Here is a 2,776-nt window from a genome sequence, read left to right as displayed (position 1 = left end):
TATTGAGCGAGAATTGCTGAAATTTATTGTCTTTAGTTGATTTTGATATTCAACAGGTGTGGGCTCAAGTTTCGCATAATCTACAAGAGGCTGGCGGTTGCAGGCCTAAAAACTCTCCTTGGTATTTAGATAAAATAGACATTGAATTACGCGATCTTGGAAATGAAGAATTTACCGAAGTATCAGCAATTGAAGAATTAATAATAGAAAAGTTCACACATGGTGAACCTAAAATCAGAGCAGGTGCGACGAACGTAGCTGAATTGATTGGACTCAGTAATATTACTCAAAGAGAAACCAGAGAAATATCTCAAGTGTTAAGAAAGCTGTTTGGTGAACCAGTTAAAAGAAGCACATTTAAATGGGTGCTACCGTTTCCAAATCAAGAAAGATTAGAAGTTGTAATGGGCATACCTGGCATAACAAAAGTACGATAATATTTTATTTTCGTTTAGTTGTTTTTATTTCACTTTATGGGTTCTTTTGTGCTTTACAAATAACTTTGTATTCATTAAAGTATTCGTACTGTATAGAAAATAGGTAAATTTAATGGATTTTCAACTTATTAAAACAGCTATAAAAATTAATTCTTCACATTTAATAACTAGTGAAGATAAGCAAAGCATTCGCTTTAAAAATAACAAAACGCGCTTTGCTGTCTGTGATAATGGAGAATATTTTAATATGTACCAACTAACAGAGAAGGGCGTTTTTCTTCCTGGATCAAAAATTGGTGATTCAATTCAATCGGTTAATAATTTTGTAAAAGCGAGAGCGAACTAATGAGCAAAATTACTAAACTTGATGTTTGCAAGTTCATTGCGACAATAGAAGGTTATGCGCCGACAATATCCAAGGATTGCGATGGTTCTGAATGCATAGCAATTCATGATGAAAATCAGCAGAAAAGTGAAACTAAGATTTACGATCCGTTTGAAGATGACGCTTTGTGCTTTCAGCTTATGGCTAAGTATAAAGTAAAGATTGACTATGATGAAAATGAGAATCCATTAGCAAATATTGAAACTCAGGATAATTGGCGTTGGATGCAAGCAGTCTCGCATAATGGTGCAATACTGCTAGCAATAATTAAAGCGTACAACCCATTATCTATACAAGGCATTAACGGGGTTTAGTTGATGCTCGCTTACATGGTTTCTTATATGGGTACAGTGTGGGTTGTATATTAATCGTTATCATCATTTGTTTGTGGTGAATGGTTAGTACAATGTATTCGCAATGTAAATATGCTGTTGAAATGAAAACATTTAAAGTAGAAAAGTATTGATTAAAATTGAATTGAAAAAATTAAAAAGGGAATTAAAACACCTCTAATTTGAGGTGCTTTTGGCAAGGGGTGAGGGGTTAGAGACTGAGATCTAAAGCGCATTCTGATAAGTTAATTTTAGACTCCATAGCTTTATTTTTTATTGCTAATAACAGGCATTCATCTAGTTCACTATTTGATAAAAGAGAATTAACAGCAAATTCGATTAATGCCAGTGTGTCCCTACTGTTTTCCATTGCTTTTTTGCATTGCTTTTTTTGTTCTTCAGTAAAATTGGTGCTGCTCATTACATTGATCCTTTTGTATCTTAAAGCTTACTTAATCCCTTGGAATTGAAAGTGTAAGACTGTGTAATAAAAATATTTTATCTTTAGTGTTAAGTTGTGGACCAATTATGGCACCAATGAATATTAATTAATAAAAGGAAATTTTATGCGTAAGTCTATAAAAAATATATTTAAACAATTAAATAATGACTTGCCTTCACATATAAAAAGCATGAGAATTGGAGCAGGTTATTCTCAGGGACAACTGGCAGCAAAAATGCCTGTAAATGTTTCTCAAGCAACAATAAGTAACTGGGAGCATGGTAAGACTCAGGTTGGATTTACTGAGTTTATAACAATATGTATAATATGCGGTCAAGCACCTAGCATGTACATTCCCGAACCTGTACCTGAAAGCGAGGAGCAGTTAAACAAGGAAAGTATTAATGATAAGCGTCAGCATCAATGATTTTCTATATATAATTTCATTCTTAGTGTCTCCTGTAGTGGCTTTAGCTATATTTATTGCTAGAAAAGACGCCAATATTCGTTGGTTCTTGATGGTGCTACTTACCGCTGAGCTTGTCGATGAAGCTATGCACGATACAGCTTTATCTTGGGGTGAGATGTATTATATCTTCGGGATGGCATCTAACGCATTGATAATAACATTAATACTTTTTAGAAAATATACAGCGAGCTACTTCGCCCATGGCTTCATGTCTTCTGAGAATAATTTTTTTAAAAGGGCTTACAAAGGATATAAGTTCAAATTACAAGAAGGCGGAATAATCGGATTATGTGTAATATCATTTTTCATTTGCTTAGGATCTGTTATAGAAGGGATTTTGTATAAGTCTTGGGTCATCGATTCGCTTCCCTATAGGGATTTTGTATACTCCCCAGTTCAAACGATATTACATTTACTGACTGCAGTAGCGGCTATCACTCTAGCTTTAAACTCACAACAAAAAAAAGGAAAGTTAACATGAACATATCACAACAGCCAGCACATAGCGCATTAAACGGTGAAGTAAAACCCATGGTTGGTGGCGGTGCTGACAATCCAGATAAACCCATAAGAGTTAAATCCCAAATAACAAATCCAACTGAAACTGTCACAATATCAAGTGAAGCTGCAGCTTTATTAAATAAAGAAGTGCAACCATTAACTGGTGGTGGAACTGGCTTACCTGACAAGCCAGTAAGAACATAATTAAAA

Annotated in this window: 7 protein-coding genes; 6 read left to right on the top strand and 1 reads right to left on the bottom strand. The window is 34.3% G+C overall.

What is annotated here, in order from left to right:
• Nucleotides 1–26: 26 nt before the first annotated feature.
• From CJF42_RS25355 to CJF42_RS25345, 3 genes are all read left to right on the top strand, one after another.
• The gene (locus tag CJF42_RS25355; protein WP_095369277.1) at nt 27–437 is read left to right on the top strand and encodes a hypothetical protein; all 411 of its coding nucleotides are present in this window, start codon (nt 27–29) and stop codon (nt 435–437) included.
• 112 nt (nt 438–549) lie between these two features.
• Nucleotides 550–783: a hypothetical protein gene (locus CJF42_RS25350; RefSeq protein ID WP_095369276.1), complete on the top strand. Its 234-nt coding sequence runs from the start codon at nt 550–552 to the stop codon at nt 781–783.
• Entirely contained in the window at nt 783–1,136 is a 354-nt protein-coding gene (locus tag CJF42_RS25345; protein ID WP_095369275.1) for a hypothetical protein, read from the top strand. The genes CJF42_RS25350 and CJF42_RS25345 overlap by 1 nt, the downstream gene beginning before the upstream one ends.
• Nucleotides 1,137–1,365: 229 nt before the next feature.
• Here the strand turns inward: CJF42_RS25345 and CJF42_RS25340 are convergent, their stop codons facing one another.
• Nucleotides 1,366–1,575, bottom strand: coding sequence for a hypothetical protein (locus CJF42_RS25340; RefSeq protein WP_095369274.1), 210 nt, complete (start codon nt 1,573–1,575; stop codon nt 1,366–1,368).
• 145 nt (nt 1,576–1,720) lie between these two features.
• On the opposite strand from CJF42_RS25340, the gene CJF42_RS25335 reads away from it, so the two are divergent.
• From CJF42_RS25335 to CJF42_RS25325, 3 genes are read left to right on the top strand one after another with little or no spacing between them, the layout of a single operon-like run.
• Nucleotides 1,721–2,023, top strand: coding sequence for a helix-turn-helix domain-containing protein (locus CJF42_RS25335; RefSeq protein ID WP_095369273.1), 303 nt, complete (start codon nt 1,721–1,723; stop codon nt 2,021–2,023).
• On the top strand, nt 2,001–2,546 hold the full coding sequence (locus CJF42_RS25330) for a hypothetical protein (RefSeq protein WP_095369272.1): 546 nt from the start codon (nt 2,001–2,003) through the stop codon (nt 2,544–2,546). The genes CJF42_RS25335 and CJF42_RS25330 overlap by 23 nt, the downstream gene beginning before the upstream one ends.
• Nucleotides 2,543–2,770 (top strand): hypothetical protein, encoded by a 228-nt coding sequence (locus tag CJF42_RS25325; RefSeq protein ID WP_095369271.1) that lies wholly within the window; start codon nt 2,543–2,545, stop codon nt 2,768–2,770. Before CJF42_RS25330 ends, CJF42_RS25325 begins: the two co-directional genes overlap by 4 nt.
• Nucleotides 2,771–2,776 lie beyond the last annotated feature (6 nt).

Origin of the sequence: Pseudoalteromonas sp. NBT06-2, assembly GCF_002276045.1 — a bacterium.
GTDB lineage: Bacteria > Pseudomonadota > Gammaproteobacteria > Enterobacterales > Alteromonadaceae > Pseudoalteromonas.
The sequence above is the reverse complement of the archived record's forward strand: the minus strand, read 5'-3'. Positions and strand labels throughout refer to the sequence as shown.

Coding starts and splice junctions, on each gene's coding strand:
- CJF42_RS25350 (WP_095369276.1), top strand. CDS start 550: ATGGATTTTCAACTTATTAAAACAGCTATAAAAATTAATTCTTCACAT.
- CJF42_RS25345 (WP_095369275.1), top strand. CDS start 783: ATGAGCAAAATTACTAAACTTGATGTTTGCAAGTTCATTGCGACAATA.
- CJF42_RS25340 (WP_095369274.1), bottom strand. CDS start 1,575: ATGAGCAGCACCAATTTTACTGAAGAACAAAAAAAGCAATGCAAAAAA.
- CJF42_RS25335 (WP_095369273.1), top strand. CDS start 1,721: ATGCGTAAGTCTATAAAAAATATATTTAAACAATTAAATAATGACTTG.
- CJF42_RS25330 (WP_095369272.1), top strand. CDS start 2,001: ATGATAAGCGTCAGCATCAATGATTTTCTATATATAATTTCATTCTTA.
- CJF42_RS25325 (WP_095369271.1), top strand. CDS start 2,543: ATGAACATATCACAACAGCCAGCACATAGCGCATTAAACGGTGAAGTA.